Here is a 20,613-nt window from a genome sequence, read left to right on the forward strand (position 1 = left end):
TGTTAGGTGATCCTCGGCAATGATAGCAGTAAGATAATTAGTACATACACCACAGGCGCGGCTATTAATAGTGTAAGTAGGGACGGTATAAATGCGTAAGCAAGGCTGAGGGCCGCCTCGATTATTGTTAGCCAGGCCCACGTCGTCCTAAATGCTTTGCCTAGACATGCAACGTGCCCAAATAGGTACGTACAATTAATCACCTTCCTTAGGTTAGTATCCACGGAACCCTCAACAACCCTAACCTCACCATTAACCTGAACCCCCCCCGCGTAAGCCAGCAACCTCAATAGTGATGTGGTGTATCTCGTGAGACCAACACCATCATAGAATGATATGTCTATCCTAATCCTCCTAACGATCTCCGCAAGGCTCATTGACTGAACAAGCCTCTCACCAAGTTCCGATGCCAGGGCTCTCTTAATACTGAGGAAATTAACCACGCCCGTGGGCTCGCCAGTCCTTATATCAAATGGCGATATTAAGCCACCAGGTAATTCAAGGGATGATGGGTATGGCAGCAATATATCCGTGATCCCTATACCGTCGGCACTCACGGTTAGGTTAAACAGCCTAATGCTTGGTGAGAAATCCATTACTCTCCAAGTATTGCTCAATGAGGGCACGTAACCCCCCCTAAAGAATTGTATTACGGAACCATCATCCCTAACAAAGTACATCGTCATGTACGCGTAAAAACCCCTCAGCAACACCGATGTTCGCCTTAAGGCGTTCATCACTGTTAAATCCATAGACAATGGACAAGAATCACCCGTGCGAGAATGCCTTATTAATTCATGGATAATCACGGTCTTACTCCTCAATCCAATTATTGATAGTATGATTAGGATTATGAAGATTACGATTCCAATTATGAATTGATTTATTAAATATGCCATTACTTAATAAGGATCGCATTCTCTTTTTAAATTATTTTATCATCCTACTTTCAGCCTCATTCATAATCTTTTATCATTATAAATAACGCACAAAGTTTATAAATTATCATATGCGGCAATTGCCGATGAGTATTACTGTTGACAAAGTAATAAAGAGGGAACCGCTCGTAATAAATGAGAATGCCACCGTTAAGGAGGCAGTTAATATAATGAGTAGGGAGAACGTGGGTTTGCTAGTGATAGTTAATAATTCGGGTAAGCCAATAGGAGTTATTTCGGAGAGGGATGTGATTAAGGCGTTGGCTCGCGGCAAGGACCTAAACGCCAAGGTCACTGAGGTCGGCACCGTTGGTAACCTTATAACGGTGAGCCCTAAGGATAATATCTACAGGGCTGCCCTGTTAATGAACGATCACAAAATAAGGCACCTAGTGGTTATGGATGGCGATAAATTACGCGGGGGGGTAATCTCCATTAGGGACATAATTAGTGAGGAGAGGGTGGTCTCAAGGCTAGCCGAGCTTGCTGAGGCTAAACCATCCGAAGCTGAGGTTGGTGGTGCTGATTAAAAAGCTTAAATACGGGCAGTAATTATTAAAAACGATGAGTTTTCTCAGGAAGTGAAATGGAATCGTTTAAATCAAAGGTTGAAGAGTTATATGGCGATTTTTTGAGGGAGATTAGGGAGATTGAGCAAAAATGGCAGAGGGAGTGGTATGGGAAGGGTATATTTAATGCAGATCCAAAGCCTGGTAAGCCTAAGTACTTCATTACGGTGCCCTACCCATACGTATCGGGTTCACCGCACATAGGTCATGGTAGGACATTCACGATAGGCGACATAATAGCTAGGTATAAGAGGGCTAGGGGGGGTTTAATGTTCTATTCCCAATCGCATGGCACATAACGGGGGGGACTCCAATACAGTCAGTGGCCGACAGGATAATGAAGGGGGGGGATCCAGAGGACATAAAGTTGTATTCCTGGTACGTGAGCCTGTACGTGAATGATCCCAACAAGGTTAAGGAGATATTAAGCACATTCACCAACCCCCCCTGGAACATAGCCCAATTCTTCGCCTCAGTATACACTAGGGACTTCATGTCCATGGGCTACTCAATGGACTTTAGGAGGCAGTTCACGACTGGCGACCCCGACTACAACGCATTCATTATCTGGCAGTACTACAGGTTGAGGGAGGCTGGTTACATAACGCAGGGTAGTCACGTAGTCCTATACTCACCGGATGAGAATCAGGCAGTGGGTGAGCATGACATTAAGGGTGGGGGGGATGAAATAACAATAGACATACTCGAGTTCAACCTAGTGAAGTTTAAGCTGGAGAATTCCAATGAGTACCTGGTTGCAGCCACATTAAGGCCTGAGACCATATATGGGGGGGTCACGAACGTGTGGGTTCACCCAAGCGTTGAGTATGTCATTGCAGATGTTAATGGCGAGAGATGGGTAATATCGAAGCCAGCCGCCTGGAAGTTGAGTTACCAGGGCTATGACGTTAAGGTTTTGGGGGGGTCGGTACGTGGTGAGGAATTGATAGGTAAGTACGTAATCGCACCACTAATTAATAGGAGAGTGCCGGTGCTACCCGCGAGCTTCGTTGATGAGAATACAGGCACGGGAATCGTCTATAGCGTACCCGCCCACGCACTACGACTACGTAGCCCTGATAGATCTTAAGAAGGATGAGAAGGCACTGAGTAGGTACGGGATTAAGGAGGTTGTTGAGTCGATAGAGCCCATAAGCATTATCAAACTTCCTAACTACGGTAAGTACCCAGCCAAGGACGTGGTCGAGAAACTCGGCGTTAAGGATCAGGGCGATAGGGAGAAGCTTGATGAGGCCACGAGGATCGTGTATAGGGAGGAGTTCTATAATGGCGTTATGAAGGAGAATACGTTATTCCCTGGATTGAGTGTCAATGAGGCTAGGGAGAGGACGATCAAGGCACTGAGTGAGCAGGTGCGTGGGGGTAGGATGTACGAGCTTGAGCCTAGGAATGTATACACGAGAAGTGGTAACCCCCCCGTAATTGCCGCGGTTATTAAGGATCAGTGGTTCCTTAATTATGGGAATCCTGAGTGGAAGGCGAAGGCGTTTAAGTGTCTCAACTCAATGAGGATAATACCCGAGAAGTACCGGAAGAACTTTGAAGATGTGTTTAATTGGTTATCCATGAGACCGTGCGCGAGGAAGAGGGGGGGTTAGGTACGAGACTTCCCTGGGACCCTGACTGGATAATCGAGTCCTTAAGCGACTCGACGATATACATGGCGTACTACACGATTGCTCATAAAGTAAGGTCAAGCGGTCTCGATAGGAAGCTTGGGGGGGAGTTCGCGGGGGGGAGGGTCATAAATAGTAGGGGGGGTAACGATAGGGACGCCCTCAATGCAATAATGGCATTCTTTAACTACGTGTTCTTAGGCGAGGGTGATCCAGGCCATGTTGCTGAGTTATTTGGTGTCAGTAGGGAGCTTGTTGAGGATTTGAGGAATGAGTTTGATTACTGGTACCCAGTGGATGAGAGGCATAGTGGACCTGACCTAATAAGTAGTCACCTGAGCTTCTTTGTGTTCCACCACGTCGCCATATTCCCAGAGAAGTATTGGCCCAGGGCAATAACGTTTAATGAGTACGTGATTAGGGAGGGCATGAAGATGAGCAGGTCATTGGGAAACGTGCTTCCACTACCCTACATACCGAGGAAGTATAGCACAGACCTCGCCAGGCTTTACCTGGCCTCAGCCACCGACCTCGACTCAACGCTCGATTGGAGGGAGGATGACGTAGCCAGCGTCGCGAGTAGGCTTGTTAGGTTCTGGAGTCTCGCCAATAATATCATTAAGGAGGGGAGACCATCAACTAGTGTTGATGTTAGAGGTGCATCATTAATTACGCAGTGGTTGATTTCAAAGGTCAATAAGGCGATACGTGACTCGACAATTGACATGGATAACGAGAACATTAGGGGGGGTACACACTTAAGGCGTTTTTTGACCTGCTCTCGTCAGTTGAGAAGTACCTGGAGATTGCGGGCCTGATTAATGTGGGTAAGGATGAGGTTAAGTGGGCGCTGTGGTACGTCCTTGAGCGCTGGGTTAAGTTGTTGCAGCCGGTGATGCCTCACATTGCTGAGGAGCTTTGGCATAGGATGGGTAATGAGACGTTCGTATCCCTGGAGCCCTGGCCTGAGTATAACGAGGAGTTGATAAACGACGAACTTGACATTGCGTTAGACTTAATTGAGAGGGCTATAGAGGATGTTCAGGAAATACTTAGGGTCACTAAGATAATGCCTAAGGCCGTGTACCTATACGTAGGGCCGCCAATTGAGTATTATCAAGTGGCTAGTGAGGCCATTAGGCTCATTAATGAGGGTAAGACCATGGGCGAGGCGATAAGGGCCATTGTTAATAAGCCCGAGTATAGGCGCATGGCCGATAAGGTGGCTAATCTCGTGTCTAAGGTTGTTGATGGTACAATACCAAGGAAGATAGTGGATAGAGAAATGGAGCTGAGGGTCTTTAGGGAATTAAGTAATTACATTAAGTCGAGGATTGGTACAGAGGTCTTCATTCAGGATGCTACAAACCCAACATACGACCCAGGTAATAGGGCGAGGAATTCATTACCTGGAAGGCCTGCCATATACATAGAGGCTGTGAAGGAAGGTCAATAATACTACGTTAAAATGAGGGTTCAGGGGGTGTCAGGCGAGTAGCGCCTTGGTGGCTCGCCATCATCCGCCCCCCCCGCATTAAATATACAATATATCACTTAAAAAGTAGTCTGTGATTGATCATTGTCATGGCCTAATTAGTAGTGATGGGTCTATGGGTATCTTCGTAATTCTCTTGCCCACGGCATTCTCCACAGCCCTGGTTAACGCAGGTAATACGCCAATTAATGGCCCCCCCTCCGCGATGCCCTTAGTAGGTAGTGGTGCATTTGACTTACCCTCTTCGAGGTAGTACCACTTAACATTGAAGGACTCGGCTATCGTAGGTATCCAGTACTCACTGAAGGTCTGCGTTAATGGGTTGCCATCGCCATCATACTTAACCTCCTCGAGTACAACCTCACCAAAGCCCTGAATAACACCACCAATTACCTGACCCTCTGCAAGCATTGGATTAACCACGAGGCCTATGTCGTCTATGGCCACGTAATCGAGAACCCTCACTAAACCCTCTTCGGTAATCTCGACCAAGGCTATGTGTGAGCCGTAGGGGGTACGTATAATCACTTAAACCGAAGTAGGCAGTGTCCTCAAGTGATGGCTCGACTCCATACGGCCATGTACCACCAACATTGGTGGTTAGTGCATTGGCGATATCCTTAATACTTAGGGATTTACCTGACTTAATGTCCTTAACATAGCCATTTTCATAAATAGTATCCTCATAATTAACCCCCCCATCAACGCCGCACCAACCCTCCTTAACCTATCCTTAAGCTTCCTAGCCGCGAGTAATGCCGCATTACCCGCCAGCGTCAGCTCCTACTTCCATACGTTCCAAAACCCTCACCAATCAATTCAGTGTCGCCCCCCCAGGAAACCTCAACCTGACCCATATCAATGCCCAATTCATCAGCTACTATCTGCGCTATAGCCGTAGCATCGCCCTGCCCATGAGGCGCCGCGCCAATTATAACGAGGATTTTGCCATCAGACTTAACCCTAATTGATGCCGACTCCCAAGGCCCAAAGTTATTCTGCTCAATGTAAAACGACAAACCAACGCCAACTCTCCTACCCTGTCTCCTCAACTCCTCAGCTCTCCTTTCAAAATCCCTATAATAACCCTCAGCAACACTTAATAGATGCAGGTAATCACCACTATCGTACTTATGACCGAAGGGGTTCGTGTAAGGTAACTGCGTTATTAGGTTCCTCCTCCTAATCTCCACTGGGTCCATCCTAAGTTCATCAGCCGCCATATCCATTATCCTCTCATACACGAAGCCGCCTCAGGCCTACCCGCACCCCCCCTATACTGATCGAGTGGTGTCTTGTTTGTTCTAACACCATAAACCTCAACTAGTATGTCCCTGACCTTATATGGACCGCTTATTAACGTGGCCGTTATGTCGGCTAGGTAATAACCGTGGGTCGCCGCGCCCAGGTCTATTATTAACTCATCAATTAGCGCCCTCCACTCGCCACTCCTCGTAAACCCAGCCCTAATCTTATGAATTTGGGCCCTGCTATGATATGTACTTAGGAGATCCTCACGCCTGGTGGCGACCCATTTAACGGGCCTTCTATAGATTATGCTTGCGTAGGTGACTATGTAGTCCTCAGGGTATGGGAACATCTTTGAACCAAACGCGCCACCTGTATCGGCTTGAATAACCCTTACATCGCTGACGTAGTCCCTGAATGCGTCGAGGAGGAACTTACGCATGTAATGCGGCGCCTGAGTTGATGCGTATACCGTTAACCTACCCTCCTGATACACGGCCAATAATCCTCTAGGCTCCATAGCCGCGGGATAAACCCTCCCAATCTCAAGCTTGGTCTCAATCACCACATCACTCCTCGAAAGCTCAGCCTCCGGATCACCGGCCCTATACGTCCTCCTATAACCAATGTTGCTCATCCCCCCCTCAACAGCCTTAACATCATCAGTTAATGCCCTCTCTGGATCAACAACGGCAGGTAAGGGCTCATAATCAACCTGTATATAATCGAGGGCATCATAAGCCTTATACCTATCCTCAGCGACGACTGCGGCTATTGGTTGGCCGACGTACAATATCTCGTCCCTAGCCATTGGGAAGTTCCTAGGCCTGTTCTCAACCTTTATGTTCAACCCCCCCGTTATAACGCCAACAACACCAGGAATTTTTAACGCATCTTCGTAATCAACCCTTAACAACCTCGCGTGCGGTACCGTACTCCTTAGTATTGCCATGTGAAGTGTACCTGGAACTGAAATGTCATCGACATACCTGGCGCTGCCGGTGATGAATTTAGGGTCCTCAATCCTCTTAATACGCGCACCTATGTAAGGCATTACTACGACTTATGAATTGCCGCTTTAAGTTATTACCTACTAAGTACTTTAAATGGACGCCTAAGTAATGCTTAATTAACATAGCCGTAACCGCATTACCGTGTATCCTCCAAAGTTTGGTTACGTAAGGGTCGCGTCATTGGAGGATGCCGTGAAGGTCCTTGAGGCTGATGAGAATGCGAAAATACTCGCAGGAGGGCAGAGCTTAATGCCAATGCTTAAGCTTAGGTTAATTAGGCCATCATACCTAATCGATATTAACAGGGTGCCTAACCTATCATACATAAACATTGAGGGTGATAAGATAAGAATTGGGGGGGCATTGGTTAGGCATCACCAGGTGGAGATCAACCGCGAACTCTGGAAGATATACCCAGCACTGCCCGAGACCGCGATACAAATTGGTGATCCCCAAATTAGGAACCTGGGGGGGACAATGGCGGGTTCACTGGCCCACGCAGACCCAGCGGCTGATTGGCCAGCAACGTTAATAGCGCTTAGGGCCTCGGTAAGGATCCTCGGGCCGTCAGGGACTAGGGAAGTACCTGTTGAGGACTTCATAACTGGCCCATTCACAACAGTGCTGGGGAGGGGCGAGGTCATTAGTGAAATCGTTATACCCAGGCTGGGTGGTACTGTTAAGTCCTCATACGTGAAGCTCGAACGCAAGGCTGGCGACTTCGCGGTGGTTGGTGTGGCAGTAATGCTTAAGCTGAGCCCCCCCGACGGCTCTGTGGAGGACGCAGGTATTGGAATCACGGCCGCGGGGGGGCCCAGGCCATTTAGAGCCCGTGAGGCCGAGAAGGCCTTAATTGGGCGTAAGCCAACGGATGACGTTATCGAGGACGCGGCTGAAAGGGCCATGAAGGAGTCAAGCCCGATAAGCGACATTAGGGGGGGTTCGGCTGAGTATAAGAGGGCCATGGTTAAGGTAATGACCAGGAGGGCCATTAAGAATGCGCTTTCGAGGTGATGGGGGCATGGCGGCGACGCTCAAGGTTGGGCCGGAGGAGAAGGTTAGGATTAGGGTCAAGGTCAACGGTGTCTGGTACGAGAGGGAGGTGGAGCCAAGGAAACTACTCGTTCACTTCCTAAGGGAGGATCTTGGGCTCACTAGTGTGCATGTTGGCTGTGATACTGGGCATTGCGGTGCATGTACGGTCATAATGAATGGAGTCAGTGTCAAATCCTGCCAGGTACTCGCGGTTCAGGCGGATGGTGCGGAAATACTTACGCTTGAGGGACTGGCTAAGGACGGTAAGCTACACCCGATACAGGAAGCCTTTTGGGAGAAGCACGCCCTTCAATGTGGCTACTGCACGCCTGGCTTCATAATGGAGACCTACTGGCTATTGAGTGAGAATCCCAACCCAACAGAGGAGGAGATTAGGAGGGGGGGTTTGTCGGGCAACCTATGCAGGTGTACTGGTTACCAGAACATTATCGAGCCGTTAAATTAGCCGTTCAGAAGCTAAGGGAGTTAAAAACGATGCAGTAAGTCGAAGCAAATTCACAACTTAAATTCAGTGGGTCTCCAGGAACACGATTGCTCCTGTATCCTACCCTCAAGGGCATCCTTTATGAACTTCCTCGGATCCTTAATCTCACGCATTGGTTTACCACTTCCGTTCCTCATGAACATCATAACCTCAGCGAGTATGCTAAGGGCTATTTCACCTGCAGTCTTAGCCCCCAATGTCAAGCCCAACGGGTGAGTGCAGCCTACTTAACACGTAGTCAAGGCTTAACCCTCTCCTAACCATGTCCGCAATCATAACCGCCGCCCTCCTCTGGCTTGCGAGTAGGCCTATGAACCTGGCATTGTGCTTAAGGGCTATGTAAAGGGCCTCGGCATCGTACGGCTTGCCACCTTCATTCGCTATTACTACTATGGAGTTCTCATCAACGAGCTTTTCAAGATCCCTGAGATCATTACTTATGAAGTACGCGTTGCCGAAGCGATCTTTATCTACGTCACCGTTCCCCCCCACAACGGCCACGTAATAACCAATGGCATTACCAACATCAACAAGGGCCTTGGCTATAAGCCTGAGCCAACCACAATAATCGTAGGCCTCGGTTCCATTGGTTCCAGGATAACCCTAATCCCACTCACCGTGGTCTCTATGATTTTACCCTCACTCAACGCCTTATTAGCCAACTCTAAAACCTCCCCCCCATTAGTTATGACACCAAGTAAGGACCTCCCATTAATCACTATGTCAGATAACACATTATCACCAATGAGCATTTTAACAATAACAATCCTACCACCCTCCGAGCTAGCCCTGGTCAAAGCCCTAAAGAACTCACACGATGACATTGACGTAATGGTTCGCCAAGCTAAATAAATTTTCTTACGCGATTAATGAATAATTAAACGTAAGTTGGATGAATTCCTTAAATACCGATTACAGAGCGTTCTTCCTAATGAGCATACCAAGGTCGATGCATAGGGAGGCTGGTCCTAAGACGGCGAGCTTCTTCGTAATAACGGTATCCACGTCCAGGTTTAATGCCAAAGTGAGTGGACAGCCCTATACGGATGAATCGGGGGATTTGGCCGAGTCAATGCTTAGGCAGGCTGGGCATAGGGTTGTTGGCAGGGAGTTGATTAAGGATGACTTGGTCATGATACGCTCGCTCGTCGACTCGCTGCTTCTTCGTGATGACGTAGACGTGATCGTACTCACAGGCGGTACGGGCCTCGCCAGAAGTGACGTGACGATAGAGGCCATTAGGCCGCTCTTTGAGAAGGAGCTTGAGGGCTTTGGGGAGTTGTTTAGGCAGGTTAGTTATCAGAAGATTGGTACTGGCGTGATAATGACGAGGGCCACCGCCGGGGGGGTTGCCAGGGGGGGCAAGTTGATAGTGGCTTTACCAGGCTCGCCGGATGGTGTTAAGACAGGGCTTGAAATAATACTTCAGGAACTGCCCCACATACTTTATATAATTAGGTCCTAGTGGGCATTCACTTAATTTAAAATGATTATTAATGCATATTTTGCACAAATCAATCCCAATTTTAATGCGTGTTTATTTAGGCATACCAATGACACCACTACTCGCCGTAATGCCACTGGTTGGTTCAGGACTAATGACCTACTATGCATATGAAAATATTAGGTACGTGAATGTATGCCTACCCGGCATCTTTCATTGTGATAGGTTTAACTTCATAGTGCCAAGGAGGATTAGGTTACTACTAGCCGTTGGTGCCGCTGTTGTTCTATTCCTAATAGGGCTCTTAATAATAATGAGCATGCTAATGATCGCATTGTTCCTATCAATGATGGGCTTACTCATTGGTGTTTACGGAGTATACCTACAAGTGAGCCACAGGGCTTATTGCATGTATTGCTTAACCACGGACATAATCCTACTACTAACCACGCTATTGATAATAATTAATTCGTGATGGGCTAATCCGCAATATTCAAGAGCCCAGATTTAGTATTAGGATTAAACGCATGAGGAATTTGGTGGTGGCATTATTCAGCGTGGTGGGCACGATATCCATGTGGTACAACTTCCTAGCCTACAATGTTATTGCATCAATAGTACTAACAAAATCAGCACTGCATTTAGGCATAGTACTATCCTTCACGACAATATTCGTAGCATTCATTGCAAGGCCCATTGGTGCTTACGTCTTTGGTCTAGTTGGCGATAAATTTTCTAGTAAGTCGTCGTTAGTTTCAACCCTCATAATCATGGGCATTTCCACACTCTTAATATCGATTATTAAAAGCACGTGGTATGCCACATACGAATTATTAATCCTAAGGATAGCCCAGGGAATGGCACTAGGCGGTGAGTGGGCATCCGCGTCGGTCCTTACGTATGAATCCGTGAGGGGTAATGTTGGTAGGTTTCTAACGAGCCTCGTGCAACTCGGTGTTCCACTGGGTATGTTATTAACGGCCTTCGCGGTTGTTCAATGGCGGTTGGCGCTACTAATGGGGTCGTTATTAAGCCTCTCATCGGCCACGGTGATCCTGGCACTTGCACAGCAGGGTGCTGGATCAATTAATTGGAGGCCAACACTCCGCGTTGAGGATGTTAGGAGGATTATAAGGGCGATTGGTGTTAAGCTTGGCGAGAGTTCGAGTTTTTACGTGTACACATCCGTATTGCTCCTATACTTTAACGTGCATGAGGTTTCAAGCTTAATAATCACAGCCACAATCTCCCTATTGATATTCACGTTAATAATGTCGGTAATCATGACTAGGATGAGCCCAGTTAAGGCATTACTACTTGGTTACATTTTCTTCTCCCTGGTGAACGCTTCATGTTTAGAATGGAGCCATTACTCCTCTTTATTCTCTTTGGCATGGCGACGCAATAACCTACACACCACAATTACTATACCTAGTATCGCTATTCAGGAGTGATGTTAAGCATGTTGGTGCCGGCGTTTCTTATCACGTGGCCAGCTCACTGGGTGGTCTAACCACGTACTTAGCGTCACTATTAATATCAATATACGGCATTAATGCGGGATTTATCACCATACCCACCCTATTACTGGTGTCCTGCATCATCTCAATAATCGCCCTATTAATTTAAGTACCGTTGGAATTATTTATAAACGAGTTTAGCATTGACCCACCGTATGGCGAGAGTTCACTATGACGGTTCCTTTGAGGTTGATAAGCTAGGGATGTGGTTTACAACTTCCTCGTTGACCCGAGGAACATAGCCTCGGTAATACCTGGTGTGGAGTCTGTGGATGTGATTGATCCCGACAACTTCAAGGTTAAGGCCAGTATGGGTGTTGGGGCTATTAAGGGTACGATAAACATAACCGCCAAATTCACCGAGAAGAAGCCACCGGAGAGTGCCAGGGTTGTTGGTAGGGGCACGGGTATGCAGAGCACAATGGACTTCGAGATTGGCTTCAGGCTTGAGGAGCCAAGCCCAGGCAGGACGAAGGTTAATTGGTACTTTGACGGTAATGTGGGTGGTTTAATAGGGTCAATGGGAGCCAGGGTACTAGACCCAGTGGCTCAGAAAATAGTCCAAGACAGTGTGGAAAAACTAAAGCAAAGGCTTTCATAATAGGCCCTGGCCCTCATGACTGGTGCAAACCTAAAAATTTATTAACTCATTCATAACTCCGTCTTGATAGGTATGAGCCTAATACTGAAGCCTAAGGAATCGGCTTTACAAAAGCCGCACCTAAACCTAGCTGTCATAGGGCATGTGGACCACGGAAAATCAACACTGGTAGGGCACCTACTCGTGGTCACTGGCTATGTTGATGAGAAGGGCTTCAAGGAGCTTGAGGAGCAGGCTAAGAAGATGGGTAAGGAGGACTTCGTCTATGCCTGGGTAACGGATAGCTGAAGGAGGAGAGGGAGAGGGGGTGTCACGATTGAGGCGATGCACGTAGGCTTCGAGACATCCAAGTACTTCTTCACGATCATAGACCTACCAGGTCATAGGGACTTCGTTAAGAACATGATAGTCGGTGCGAGCCAGGCAGATGCCGCATTACTCGTCGTCTCCGCAAGGCCTGGCGAGTTCGAGACAGGCATTGGACCACAGGGCCAGACTAGGGAGCACCTATTCCTAGCCGCCACGTTGGGTATTAGGCAGGTAATAGTGGCTGTTAATAAGATGGATGTTGTTAACTACGACCAGAAGAGGTATGAGCAGATTAAGGCTGAGGTCAGCAAGTTCATGAAGTTGCTCGGCTACGACCCATCGAAGGTACCCTTCATACCTGTCAGCGCCCTGAAGGGTGACAACATTAAGGAGAAAAGTAACAATACGCCCTGGTATAATGGACCAACGCTATTAGAGGCTCTTGACACGTTACAGCCACCACCAAGGCCCGTTGACAAGCCATTCAGGTTACCAATACAGGACGTCTACACAATAACTGGTGCGGGTACGGTGGTTGTCGGTAGGGTTGAGACTGGAGTGCTTAAGGTCGGTGATAGAGTAGTCGTGATGCCACCCGCCAAGGTCGGTGATGTAAGGAGCATTGAGACGCACCACATGAAGCTGGAGCAGGCCCAGCCTGGCGACAACATTGGCATTAACGTTAGGGGTATTGAGAAGGAGGATGTTAAGAGGGGTGACGTGATGGGTCACCTAGCCAACCCACCGACGGTTGCTGAGGAGATAGTGGCTAGAATCGCCGTTCTATGGCACCCAACGGCGATAGGCCCAGGCTACACGCCAGTGCTTCACGTGCACACCGCAACTGTGCCTGCGCAGATTGTTGAGTTAATCGCGAAGCTTGATCCAAGGACTGGACAGACTGTGGAGCAGAAGCCTCAGTTCATTAAGCAGGGTGATGTGGCCGTTGTTAGGCTTAAGCCACTCAAGGATGTGGTTGTTGAGAAGTACAGCGACTTCCCAGGGCTTGGTAGGTTCGCCCTAAGGGACATGGGCAGGACAATAGCCGCCGGCCAGATAATCGAGATTAAGCCGAAGAAGGTTGAAATTAAGGCGTGATGATTAATGCCGAGAAAGGCGCGAATACGCATTTGGGGAACAGACAGTAAGCAAGTTGATGACCTAGCCAATGAGATAGTTGGCATAGCCAAGAAACTCGGTGTTAAGGTCTCAGGGCCAATACCACTGCCCAGGAAGAGGCTGTTGGTCACTGTTAGGAGGGCGCCGAGTGGGCAGGGATACCACACATTTGATCATTGGGAGATGAGGATTTACAAGCGATTAATAGACATGGATGCTGACGAGAGGGCCATTAGGCAGTTAATGAGGTTGAGGGTTCCCGAAAACATAAAAATCGAGATAGAGCTTGTGGATTAGTTCCCTCCCCCCCCACATTTCTAAATTCTATAATGTAAAACCCTATTAAATTAACCATATACATTTCAATCATTTCATTTTCCTCTAATAAATACTCAATCAGCCTTCAGCCTATCGTCACAGCGAACGGCTAGGCGGGCTCTAAACTCATCACCAACTGACCGCGCAGTCACTACCAAGGTAAAAAGCCTTTCCCGATAATGAATGGCTTAGTGGGCTGTGCCGTGGAAGGCAATGATGCTGTTTAAAAACCCTCAGCATAGAACCGACTCATCACCACTCCGCGAACTCGGCACTCATCACTCGCAATCCTTTTATGGCCACCGCCTTATTACCCTTTTGTATGGTGCGTATCTCCAGGTTAGGTAATGGACTAACGGTAATTACTCACTACATGCCCGTTGATGTCGTTGCGATCTACGTGTTCTACAACGTGGGCGCCAAGAATGAGTACCCAGGCATATTCGGGGGGGCTCGCACTTAGTTGAGCACATGCTCTTTAGGAGGATTGAGGGGGGGTTAAGGGGGGGTAGTGTGGACGAGCTTGTTGAGGGGTTGGCGGCTACTTTAATGGTTTTACGAACTACGACTACACAGCCTACGTCGAGGTGTTACCCACGGAATACGCTGAGTTGGGTTTTGAAATTGAGAGTAAGAGGATGGTAAATGCGGTTTTTGACCCGAGCGAATTCGAGCTTGAGAGGAAGATTGTGCTTAGTGAATTTGATATGAATGAGAATGACCCAGACTTCAGGCTCATGTATAGGGCCTCGATGATTGCCTGGGACACACACCCGTATAGGTACGCAGTCATTGGTTTGAGAAGTGACTTAAACAGGGTGTCCAGGGATGAGTTGTTTAGGTATTATAGGCGTTATTATAACCCTGGTAATGCCGTGCTGGTCATAGTTGGTGGGTTAGGTGAGGGTGAGGCTATGAAGCTGGCTGATAGGTACTTTGGCAGTATAGGGTCTGGCGGTGAGTCGGGCATCATCAAGCCTGGGATGATGGTCCACAGGGCAGGGTTAGGGTTGAGTTGAAGGCATTGAGTGGTGAGACGCCCAGGCTGTTAATCACGTTCAAGGTCCCTGGGGGGCTTATGACGTTAATGGTTTAAGAAGGCTTATTCTCATGGACTTCATAGTCTCGGGTGATAGGGCATTTGCCTACGGCCTAACGAGTAGGGAACCCATGGCAGTCCCAAGGTCATCTAGGCTCTACAGAATCGTTGAGGAGGGCCTTGGTGATGCATCTATAGTTATTACGAGATGACTTACATGAACAGCCTGTACTCAGTGGTGATATACAATGTTAAGGATCCTGACAAGGTAATTGCGAGGGTTAACGAATTAATTACCGAGAGACCGAGTGAGGACGAACTTAGCTTCGCCAGAGAAAGGATAAGAGCTAGGCTCGCCTTCTCCATGGACTCACCAAGCAAGTTGGCCCAAATATATGGTCTATCGCAGCTGTTCATGAATGATCCAGGCAGGTTGATATCCGTGATTGAGGACTCAACTAGGTTGGGCGCCAATGAGTATGTTGAATTCGTGGATGGATTAATAGATAGGTTGATCTCCATAATTTACGGGTGATGATTATGGCTAATAAATTATTCATTAAGTCTCCCGTTAGTGACGTTGCCGTGCTCGATATCAAGCTAAACCTGGGCTCATTACAGGAGGCTTACCCTGGCGTTGCCAATGTCCTAATACCGCTATGGAGGATGAGCAATTACGCAAGGGAGTTGGAGAGGGTTGGTGTTTCATTCTCCTTTGAGAAGGGGTTTGACGCACTCACGCTTAGGGTTAAGGCCAGGTACTCGGTCGTTGGTAAGGCTGTGAAACTCATCGAGGGCATGCTCCTAAACCCAGTCATTGATAGGCTTGGTGATGCCATTAGGGAGGCGAGGACGAGTATAAGCATTAATAGGGAGGATACCGCGGTAAGATCGGTAGCTGAGGCGTTAAAGGTATTATTTAATGACCACCCATACTCCAGGCACCCCATCGCCTATGACTATAGGCTTGACGGCATAACCAGGGATCACATTAGGGAGGCCATTGAGTCACTGAGGGTTTTATCATTAACCATCGTGGCTCCTGAGAATACAGTAGATATTGACCTGCCATACACGAACTACGAGGGGGTCCCGGTTAATAGATTTAGGAGTGGTGATGTTGATGTTAAGCTTGAGGGTAAGGTGCAGACCACAATAACAATTGCATACCCAAGCTACGGCATTAAAGACCTGGAGGGTTCCTTCAGGGTTACGGTCATGAACACAGTACTCGGAGGCATGGGCTTAGTATCGAGACTTTACAGGGAGGTTAGGGTGAGGAGGGGGGGCTTGGCGTACTACGCCTACTCCATGTACTGGCCACTGGGTAGTTCGGGAATACTAATCGCAATGGCTGGTGTACGTAGGGAGGTCCTCAAGGAAGCCCTTGAGGTCATGCTAAGCACCATAGGTGAGCAAACAATTTCTGAGGAGGAGCTGAGGATGGCCATTAGGAATAGGGTTGGTAGGCTCAAGGTCAATGCAGAATCACCCGAGGGTATGGCAATGTTATACTCAGTAATACCGACATACGGCCTACCAACAGATTACTACGAGAGATTCATCAACTACATAAGTGGGTTAAGGCCTGAGGACATATCGAGGGAATTAAGAAACCTACCAAGGCCCGCCATAGCGGTGGTTGGTTAATTAAGTGATGGCAAGCCCACCTTAAACATTAAAGAGACCTCCTAACTTAGTGTTGGATGGACCTTCATCGTCACTGTGCAAAACAATTTGAGGAACACAATTGCTAGGAAGCTCAGGAAGCACTGCTTATTGCTATGCCACCAAACCCTGGCTTACTCCTCCCAAACAATGAAGAACCCAAGGAAAGCTTAAAATTGCCTCATGAAATGACATTACCGGGGGGGCCGTAGTCTAGCCTGGCTAGGATGCTCGGCTCGGGATCTATAGAAGGACGCGAGCCCGAGTGATCCCGGGTTCAAATCCCGGCGGCCCCCCCACCACGTTTGTTGGGGGGGTTAGTCTTATCGCTTATGAATTGAGGGGAACTGACATTCATGACTTCATTTACGGTTTCGTTCAGCCCATGGGTCCTAGGCGAGGCAGTTTAGGCTCTTCGCCTTTACCTTCCTCGCCCTTTCAAACTACTTAGACGCATTTTCCTCTTTCAATAATTGAGTCTTTGTGTACGTTCGACTACGGTGATTCAAGGTTAAAATACTCCCAGCGAGGGTTAATTGAAATGGCTATTTCCGATCTGCATAGGTGGCATGTGTCGTTGATGGATGAGGCGAGGAATGAGAGGGAGGCATTTTATATTCATTCATTGATTGAGTTCTATGGTGGGAAATTGAATGAGAAGTACAGGGTAATTCTCGACATGCCCTGCGGGCATGGTAGGCTGCACAGGTACTTGAGGGTTATGGCTATGATGTGTATGGTGTGGATATTTCGGAGGAGTTGATTAGGATTGCCAGGGATAGCCATAGGGGGCTTCGAGGATCACTACTTCATCGGTGATATGAGGAATTTCAAATTAGGGAGGGAGGTTGATGTCCTGTTGAATTGGTTCACGTCGTTTGGTTACTTCGATGATGAGGGTAACATGGAGACTCTGAGGAATTTCCACGAAAACCTAAGGAATGGTGGATTGCTAATAATTGATTTCCCAAACTTCCACCTACTTTCTATTGATAATAGGGCTGTTGTTTATGACTATGGAGATATCATCGGCATAGTTAGGGAGTACCTGGAGGACAACTCAAGATACAGTGTTTTGCACGAGAGGTTTTACAGGAGGGATGGCGATAACCTGGTATTCATTGGTGAGTCTAGGACGAGGGTCAGGAGATACTTTATTGAGGATTTCATGGACATGCTACCCAAGGCCGGGTTCGCAGTACTTGGAGTTCATAGTACGTTATCATTCAGTGACTTCAATAGGCTTAGGGACCAGCGATTCACCGTAGTAGCCATTAAGAGGTGATTATAAACGCCATTTTTACGTGATTATCAACGCCCAATTAGCACCGGCTTAACCAATGCTTCATACTCAATCGCATTTCTCTTAATATTACGTTTGATTATTATGCATGCTTAGGCATGCCTACCTACGTCAATAAAGGTATAAGGATATCTACCCGGTACCGGGAATTTCCCAGTACCGGTATGAAATTCGCATTTGGCAGGGAAAAGAATGACGAAGCCTGGTGTTTAGCAGGACAGTCACAATAACTATTTTTACTGGGTTCATAACTTATTAAGATTCTTGGCCTAGAAAAATTGAAATTACCATTAATTAATCATTGACTAAATGGGCTAAGATCTATGAGGGCTTTAGGATAATACTCGTGGCTGGTTTACGAGACTTCATCCAGCTTCCTTAACTCGATGCCCGTGTTATCGCGGGTTATTGCAGTGCCTATTATCGCTATTACAAACCCAACAATGAGCATTACCGAGTAGCCAACCACGAGGCCTAGCCTAAGCCAGAACGGCGCGGTGAGTAGGGCTGCCGTGGCGCCTATCGAGGCCATGTTCCACAGGAAGCCTATTGCCGAGCCCCCCCTAAATCGTGTCGGGAATAACTCGGCTAAGTACGCCAACATAACACCACCAGTACCGACGACGCTGGTTAGGATGCCAGCCGAGACCACGAGGCTAGGAAGGAACTCCTCAAAATCGCCGTTAGTGGGTAGGCGAGTACAATACCTATTAATGAGTAGTATAGGAATGCGTACTTCCTCCTCGTGACATTACTCAATACCCCACCAATTATCGTTATCACACCGCCAATGAGTGATGCGTAGGTCAATCCCCAAAACACCGTGGATAGGGGGGGTATCCTTAGGAAGGTTCCTAGGTAGGTTGGTAGGAAGCCGAGGGTCGCGTAGGCAACCCAGAAGATTCCGGCGAGTAGTAGTAAGGCTATTAACGCGTCGCGGTAGCCCTTACTAAAGAACTCAATGACGGGTGCCCTGGAAACCCTACCTGCACTCTTCAACTCCCTGTATATGCTCGGCTCATCAACCGTGAGTCTCAGTAGGACGCCTATCACGGCGACCGCGAGGCCAACTAGGAAGGCATACCTCCAGCCGTAGGCCACGAAGGCCCTCGTGCCGAAGTAATCCCTTAGCGAGGCGAAGGTGAACGCCGCGAGTGCATACCCCCCCCAGTAGTAACCGCTCTCGATTACACCACTGACTAAGCCCCTATACCTAGGCGACGAACTCTCGATAGCCACCAGGTGTGAGCCGCTCACCTCGCCGCCAACGAATACGCCAACCAGGAGCCTAAGTAGTACGAAGAGCGCGGTGGCTAGTAAGCCAATCTCCTGGTACGTGGGTAATGCGCCGGTTAGGCTGAGGATATGCCTAATCCAATTAACGTTACCATCATCGTTAGTCTCCTACCAATTCTATCGGCTACGTGGCCAAATATTACACCGCCCAGGGGGCCTGGCGAGCAGGGTCAGTGAGTAGGAGGCGAATACGAAGAGGAGCCTGGCGATTAAGCTTGTTGGTGGGAAGAAGTACATGCCGAGGACCGAGGCTATGAATAGGACCAGGGTTAGGTCGAAGACATCAACCATCCAACCAAGCATACCACCAACCATGGCCCTAACATTAACCCCCCTCGGTAATTGCCCTCCCAGTCACGTTATTAAATCACCAGCGCATTATATAAGCATTACCGTAGCCACAATAGGCTATTTAGACAGTAATGCCCTAATCCTTATCCAGAGTCACGAACTCCCTAACCAACTCGCCATGTCTCCTAAGGTCCTGGACAAGCCCCCCCCTAAGCTCATCAAGCAGTATTACCTTAACCCTCCTCCTAAGCTCATGGAACGAGCCCCCCCTCAACACCCTCTCCAGCGCCTTCCTGGCATTCTCATCCCTAACCACGGCATATAACCTAACACCCCCCCTCCACCTATCCCTCGCATGCTTAAGCCTAGCCAACGCCTGCTCAGGGTTATCAACAACCTCAAACACAGCCAGCGGCGCCAACCCATCCCTATACTCATCCTCATTACCCCCCCACCAGGCAAGCCCCCCCAGCCTATACCCACCAACATCCACATTACCGACAGGGTAATAACCAAACAATTGAGCCGCCTCCATCAACAACGCCACCGCCTCATTAACGCCCTGAGTAGTTGATTCAGCCTCAACACCTGCCCCCCCACCAACCACCCTCTCAACACCACCCTTTGGCGTTCCCCCAAAACCTCAATCACGGGCTTGGGTATTGATTGACTCCTCAACTCATTAATTATCAACTCCGCATCCTCAATGGGCATGGGCATTGCCTTCGGATTAGACGGATCCACGGAGTGCAGGGCCTCGGTAATGCTTCTCCTACCCCCCCTAATGAATGATAGTTTATTGGCGATTCTTCCAAGCTCAACTCTACCCAGGGTTATTGGCTTGACCTCAATAACGTGGGACCAATCACTCAACTTCTTACTAGCCTTAGTCCAATCACCAACAACCTCGAAAACCCCCACGAAGGACTTACAGTAGGACTTACAACCGAAGCCACTTACGAAGAGTACCAAGCGTGTGCCGGGCCTAACCCTAGTCATTAATAAGCCACACTCTGGATCGCGGCAACCAAATAGGCCCGTCTCGACAATGCTCATGAAGACCCCCCCCTCCCTCACAATGACAAGCCAGTAATTCACGGGTAATACATAGCTAGGTAGAGAAAAACTTTTGCTGGGGGGGTCGCGGCGCGTCATAATTCAATTGAGTGCATTTGAATAGTAAATAAACCCATGCCTCAACGCCAGTGAATTTAACTGGAAACCACTAATTACAATGATCAAACGATACTTAAGCATTTTTAATT

At 48.2% G+C, this 20,613-nt stretch carries 32 protein-coding genes, 1 tRNA gene and 1 pseudogene; 22 read left to right on the top strand and 12 right to left on the bottom strand.

Annotation, left to right across the window (positions count from 1 at the left end; all coding sequences use genetic code 11):
* Nucleotides 1-2: 2 nt before the first annotated feature.
* Nucleotides 3-899: a hypothetical protein gene (locus tag JCM11217_RS09605; RefSeq protein WP_054842781.1), complete on the bottom strand. Its 897-nt coding sequence runs from the start codon at nucleotides 897-899 to the stop codon at nucleotides 3-5.
* A gap of 125 nt (nucleotides 900-1,024) precedes the next feature.
* On the opposite strand from JCM11217_RS09605, the gene JCM11217_RS09610 reads away from it, so the two are divergent.
* The 6 genes from JCM11217_RS09610 to JCM11217_RS15905 are packed head-to-tail and all read left to right on the top strand — an operon-like array spanning nucleotide 1,025 to nucleotide 4,600.
* Entirely contained in the window at nucleotides 1,025-1,468 is a 444-nt protein-coding gene (locus JCM11217_RS09610; protein ID WP_054842782.1) for a CBS domain-containing protein, read from the top strand.
* A gap of 56 nt (nucleotides 1,469-1,524) precedes the next feature.
* On the top strand, nucleotides 1,525-1,806 hold the full coding sequence (locus tag JCM11217_RS15885) for a class I tRNA ligase family protein (RefSeq protein WP_243679069.1): 282 nt from the start codon (nucleotides 1,525-1,527) through the stop codon (nucleotides 1,804-1,806).
* A gap of 23 nt (nucleotides 1,807-1,829) precedes the next feature.
* Nucleotides 1,830-2,597 (top strand): class I tRNA ligase family protein, encoded by a 768-nt coding sequence (locus JCM11217_RS15890; RefSeq protein WP_243679070.1) that lies wholly within the window; start codon nucleotides 1,830-1,832, stop codon nucleotides 2,595-2,597.
* Nucleotides 2,521-3,126, top strand: a complete 606-nt coding sequence (locus JCM11217_RS15895) for a hypothetical protein (RefSeq protein ID WP_243679071.1) — start codon at nucleotides 2,521-2,523, stop codon at nucleotides 3,124-3,126. The genes JCM11217_RS15890 and JCM11217_RS15895 overlap by 77 nt, the downstream gene beginning before the upstream one ends.
* Nucleotides 3,102-3,962, top strand: a complete 861-nt coding sequence (locus tag JCM11217_RS15900; protein WP_243679072.1) for a class I tRNA ligase family protein — start codon at nucleotides 3,102-3,104, stop codon at nucleotides 3,960-3,962. The genes JCM11217_RS15895 and JCM11217_RS15900 overlap by 25 nt, the downstream gene beginning before the upstream one ends.
* A 5-nt stretch (nucleotides 3,963-3,967) precedes the next feature.
* Nucleotides 3,968-4,600, top strand: a complete 633-nt coding sequence (locus JCM11217_RS15905; RefSeq protein ID WP_243679073.1) for a class I tRNA ligase family protein — start codon at nucleotides 3,968-3,970, stop codon at nucleotides 4,598-4,600.
* Nucleotides 4,601-4,726: 126 nt separating this feature from the next.
* Here the strand turns inward: JCM11217_RS15905 and JCM11217_RS15910 are convergent, their stop codons facing one another.
* From JCM11217_RS15910 to JCM11217_RS15920, 3 genes are all read right to left on the bottom strand, one after another.
* The gene (locus tag JCM11217_RS15910) at nucleotides 4,727-5,131 is read right to left on the bottom strand and encodes a molybdopterin-dependent oxidoreductase (RefSeq protein WP_243679074.1); all 405 of its coding nucleotides are present in this window, start codon (nucleotides 5,129-5,131) and stop codon (nucleotides 4,727-4,729) included.
* Between the two features lie 284 nt (nucleotides 5,132-5,415).
* On the bottom strand, nucleotides 5,416-5,883 hold the full coding sequence (locus JCM11217_RS15915) for a molybdopterin-dependent oxidoreductase (RefSeq protein ID WP_243679075.1): 468 nt from the start codon (nucleotides 5,881-5,883) through the stop codon (nucleotides 5,416-5,418).
* Entirely contained in the window at nucleotides 5,868-6,941 is a 1,074-nt protein-coding gene (locus JCM11217_RS15920; RefSeq protein WP_243679076.1) for a molybdopterin-dependent oxidoreductase, read from the bottom strand. The genes JCM11217_RS15915 and JCM11217_RS15920 overlap by 16 nt, the downstream gene beginning before the upstream one ends.
* A 100-nt stretch (nucleotides 6,942-7,041) precedes the next feature.
* Here JCM11217_RS15920 and JCM11217_RS09625 point away from each other — a divergent pair, with 100 nt between their 5' ends.
* Together JCM11217_RS09625 and JCM11217_RS09630 are read left to right on the top strand one after the other, a co-directional pair.
* Nucleotides 7,042-7,914: a glyceraldehyde dehydrogenase subunit beta gene (locus JCM11217_RS09625; RefSeq protein WP_054842783.1), complete on the top strand. Its 873-nt coding sequence runs from the start codon at nucleotides 7,042-7,044 to the stop codon at nucleotides 7,912-7,914.
* Between the two features lie 7 nt (nucleotides 7,915-7,921).
* Nucleotides 7,922-8,401: a glyceraldehyde dehydrogenase subunit gamma gene (locus tag JCM11217_RS09630; RefSeq protein ID WP_243679077.1), complete on the top strand. Its 480-nt coding sequence runs from the start codon at nucleotides 7,922-7,924 to the stop codon at nucleotides 8,399-8,401.
* Nucleotides 8,402-8,451: 50 nt separating this feature from the next.
* On the opposite strand, the gene JCM11217_RS15925 is transcribed toward JCM11217_RS09630, so the two are convergent.
* Genes JCM11217_RS15925 through JCM11217_RS15935 form a run of 3 tightly spaced genes read right to left on the bottom strand, consistent with a single transcriptional unit; the run spans nucleotide 8,452 to nucleotide 9,264 of the window.
* Nucleotides 8,452-8,643, bottom strand: coding sequence for a hypothetical protein (locus tag JCM11217_RS15925; RefSeq protein WP_243679078.1), 192 nt, complete (start codon nucleotides 8,641-8,643; stop codon nucleotides 8,452-8,454).
* Nucleotides 8,627-8,932, bottom strand: a complete 306-nt coding sequence (locus tag JCM11217_RS15930; RefSeq protein ID WP_243679079.1) for an XdhC family protein — start codon at nucleotides 8,930-8,932, stop codon at nucleotides 8,627-8,629. Before JCM11217_RS15930 ends, JCM11217_RS15925 begins: the two co-directional genes overlap by 17 nt.
* 50 nt (nucleotides 8,933-8,982) lie before the next feature.
* Nucleotides 8,983-9,264 carry a hypothetical protein gene (locus tag JCM11217_RS15935; protein ID WP_243679080.1) on the bottom strand — a complete coding sequence of 94 codons (282 nt, stop codon included), beginning with the start codon at nucleotides 9,262-9,264 and terminating at the stop codon, nucleotides 8,983-8,985.
* 107 nt (nucleotides 9,265-9,371) lie between these two features.
* Here JCM11217_RS15935 and JCM11217_RS09640 point away from each other — a divergent pair, with 107 nt between their 5' ends.
* The 14 genes and pseudogenes from JCM11217_RS09640 (at nucleotide 9,372) to JCM11217_RS09695 (ending at nucleotide 17,743) form a co-directional block, all read left to right on the top strand.
* On the top strand, nucleotides 9,372-9,905 hold the full coding sequence (locus tag JCM11217_RS09640; RefSeq protein ID WP_054842812.1) for a molybdopterin-binding protein: 534 nt from the start codon (nucleotides 9,372-9,374) through the stop codon (nucleotides 9,903-9,905).
* Between the two features lie 64 nt (nucleotides 9,906-9,969).
* Nucleotides 9,970-10,359, top strand: coding sequence for a hypothetical protein (locus JCM11217_RS09645; RefSeq protein WP_243679081.1), 390 nt, complete (start codon nucleotides 9,970-9,972; stop codon nucleotides 10,357-10,359).
* A 52-nt stretch (nucleotides 10,360-10,411) separates the two neighbouring features.
* Nucleotides 10,412-11,338: an MFS transporter gene (locus JCM11217_RS09650; protein WP_054842784.1), complete on the top strand. Its 927-nt coding sequence runs from the start codon at nucleotides 10,412-10,414 to the stop codon at nucleotides 11,336-11,338.
* A gap of 271 nt (nucleotides 11,339-11,609) precedes the next feature.
* Nucleotides 11,610-12,005, top strand: a complete 396-nt coding sequence (locus JCM11217_RS09655; RefSeq protein WP_243679082.1) for a carbon monoxide dehydrogenase subunit G — start codon at nucleotides 11,610-11,612, stop codon at nucleotides 12,003-12,005.
* Nucleotides 12,006-12,077: 72 nt separating this feature from the next.
* Nucleotides 12,078-13,412, top strand: a pseudogene (gene tuf / locus JCM11217_RS09660) (translation elongation factor EF-1 subunit alpha).
* Nucleotides 13,413-13,418: 6 nt separating this feature from the next.
* Nucleotides 13,419-13,730, top strand: coding sequence for a 30S ribosomal protein S10 (rpsJ, locus tag JCM11217_RS09665; protein WP_054842785.1), 312 nt, complete (start codon nucleotides 13,419-13,421; stop codon nucleotides 13,728-13,730).
* Between the two features lie 343 nt (nucleotides 13,731-14,073).
* Entirely contained in the window at nucleotides 14,074-14,214 is a 141-nt protein-coding gene (locus JCM11217_RS15940; protein ID WP_243679083.1) for a hypothetical protein, read from the top strand.
* A 124-nt stretch (nucleotides 14,215-14,338) separates the two neighbouring features.
* On the top strand, nucleotides 14,339-14,770 hold the full coding sequence (locus tag JCM11217_RS09670; protein ID WP_054842786.1) for an insulinase family protein: 432 nt from the start codon (nucleotides 14,339-14,341) through the stop codon (nucleotides 14,768-14,770).
* A 91-nt stretch (nucleotides 14,771-14,861) separates the two neighbouring features.
* Entirely contained in the window at nucleotides 14,862-15,002 is a 141-nt protein-coding gene (locus JCM11217_RS15945; RefSeq protein ID WP_243679084.1) for a hypothetical protein, read from the top strand.
* Nucleotides 15,003-15,007: 5 nt separating this feature from the next.
* Complete coding sequence (locus JCM11217_RS09675) at nucleotides 15,008-15,325, top strand: hypothetical protein (protein WP_243679085.1); 318 nt, start codon at nucleotides 15,008-15,010, stop codon at nucleotides 15,323-15,325.
* 5 nt (nucleotides 15,326-15,330) lie between these two features.
* Nucleotides 15,331-16,440: an insulinase family protein gene (locus JCM11217_RS09680; protein WP_243679086.1), complete on the top strand. Its 1,110-nt coding sequence runs from the start codon at nucleotides 15,331-15,333 to the stop codon at nucleotides 16,438-16,440.
* 220 nt (nucleotides 16,441-16,660) lie between these two features.
* A tRNA-Pro gene (locus JCM11217_RS09685) sits at nucleotides 16,661-16,757 on the top strand.
* Nucleotides 16,758-16,999: 242 nt separating this feature from the next.
* The gene (locus JCM11217_RS09690; RefSeq protein WP_243679087.1) at nucleotides 17,000-17,221 is read left to right on the top strand and encodes a hypothetical protein; all 222 of its coding nucleotides are present in this window, start codon (nucleotides 17,000-17,002) and stop codon (nucleotides 17,219-17,221) included.
* Nucleotides 17,222-17,227: 6 nt separating this feature from the next.
* Nucleotides 17,228-17,743 carry a hypothetical protein gene (locus JCM11217_RS09695; protein ID WP_054842790.1) on the top strand — a complete coding sequence of 172 codons (516 nt, stop codon included), beginning with the start codon at nucleotides 17,228-17,230 and terminating at the stop codon, nucleotides 17,741-17,743.
* Between the two features lie 373 nt (nucleotides 17,744-18,116).
* On the opposite strand, the gene JCM11217_RS15950 is transcribed toward JCM11217_RS09695, so the two are convergent.
* The 5 genes from JCM11217_RS15950 to JCM11217_RS09710 all read right to left on the bottom strand — a co-directional run bounded on the left by JCM11217_RS15950 (nucleotide 18,117) and on the right by JCM11217_RS09710 (nucleotide 20,446).
* On the bottom strand, nucleotides 18,117-18,413 hold the full coding sequence (locus JCM11217_RS15950) for a hypothetical protein (protein ID WP_243679088.1): 297 nt from the start codon (nucleotides 18,411-18,413) through the stop codon (nucleotides 18,117-18,119).
* Nucleotides 18,392-19,018 (bottom strand): MFS transporter, encoded by a 627-nt coding sequence (locus tag JCM11217_RS15955; RefSeq protein WP_243679089.1) that lies wholly within the window; start codon nucleotides 19,016-19,018, stop codon nucleotides 18,392-18,394. The genes JCM11217_RS15950 and JCM11217_RS15955 overlap by 22 nt, the downstream gene beginning before the upstream one ends.
* Before the next feature lie 156 nt (nucleotides 19,019-19,174).
* Nucleotides 19,175-19,372, bottom strand: a complete 198-nt coding sequence (locus JCM11217_RS15960; RefSeq protein WP_243679090.1) for a hypothetical protein — start codon at nucleotides 19,370-19,372, stop codon at nucleotides 19,175-19,177.
* 112 nt (nucleotides 19,373-19,484) lie between these two features.
* The gene (locus JCM11217_RS09705; protein WP_243679091.1) at nucleotides 19,485-19,955 is read right to left on the bottom strand and encodes a hypothetical protein; all 471 of its coding nucleotides are present in this window, start codon (nucleotides 19,953-19,955) and stop codon (nucleotides 19,485-19,487) included.
* Complete coding sequence (locus JCM11217_RS09710) at nucleotides 19,883-20,446, bottom strand: EVE domain-containing protein (RefSeq protein WP_054842792.1); 564 nt, start codon at nucleotides 20,444-20,446, stop codon at nucleotides 19,883-19,885. Before JCM11217_RS09710 ends, JCM11217_RS09705 begins: the two co-directional genes overlap by 73 nt.
* Between the last annotated feature and the right edge of the window lie 167 nt (nucleotides 20,447-20,613).

The organism is Vulcanisaeta distributa JCM 11217 (genome assembly GCF_001316005.1).
GTDB classification, from domain to species: Archaea; Thermoproteota; Thermoprotei; order Thermoproteales; family Thermocladiaceae; genus Vulcanisaeta; species Vulcanisaeta distributa_B.